The sequence below is a fragment of the Pontibacter sp. HJ8 genome, assembly GCF_054824225.1.
In genome coordinates, this window is sequence record NZ_JSYF01000628.1 from 1 (window position 1) to 798 (window position 798).

Consider the following 798-nt stretch of genomic DNA (forward strand, 5'->3'; position numbering starts at 1 on the left):
CATTGTCCTGAATACAGGCAAACTTTTGCAAATGATTTAAAGAAAATGCTTCCACGCATCCCATTGGTAGATAAACCGAAGGATTTCTGGGCATTTAGTAAAGGAGGACGCAAGCTTGCAGAGCTGCATGTTGGCTATGAAAATATCTCACCAGCTGACATAGTAGTGAAGGGTGAGGAGCATAATTATTATCGGGTTGAAAAAATACGTTTTGTATCCAAAAAAAATAAATGCAAAATCATTTTCAATAGCAAAATTACCATAGAAAGCATACCAGATGAGGCTTACGAGTATGTGGTTAATGGCAAGAGTGCCATTGAGTGGATCATGGAGCGATACCAGATAACAACACATAAGGAAAGCAGTATCAAGAACGATCCTAATGATTGGTCTACCGATAATACACGCTACATACTTGACTTGCTTTTAAGAATCATTCGTGTTAGCATTGAGACTGTCTCTATAGTAAAGTCCTTGCCTGCTCTGAACATAGGTGCTGATGGCTCTGACGAAAAAGCTATACTAGAAAATGAGGTTACTTTAGAAGAAGGTGAAGTGTTAGCTTAACTACATTGGGTATAGGTGGTAAAGTAAGTATTAAGTAGTCTTTACCACCTGTATTACTTCTGCACTATTGAAAACTGCATCGTTGAGTTAATCATGTAGGATGGTGATGTCTATCCCTGTCTTCTGTTTCAATCCCTTTTAAGGCTATTACAGCTAAAAAAATAATCTTTGGGGCTTGTGCCTAGTTAGAGCCAAGCTAAGTCGCTAGAGAGCTTTAAATTGCTGCACCGT

At 38.6% G+C, this 798-nt stretch carries 1 protein-coding gene; it reads left to right on the forward strand.

What is annotated here, in order from left to right; translation table 11 throughout:
* Positions 1-567 (forward strand): type ISP restriction/modification enzyme (locus tag OB13_RS20260; RefSeq protein ID WP_461492002.1); only part of this gene is annotated, 567 nt, incomplete at its 5' end.
* Between the last annotated feature and the right edge of the window lie 231 nt (positions 568-798).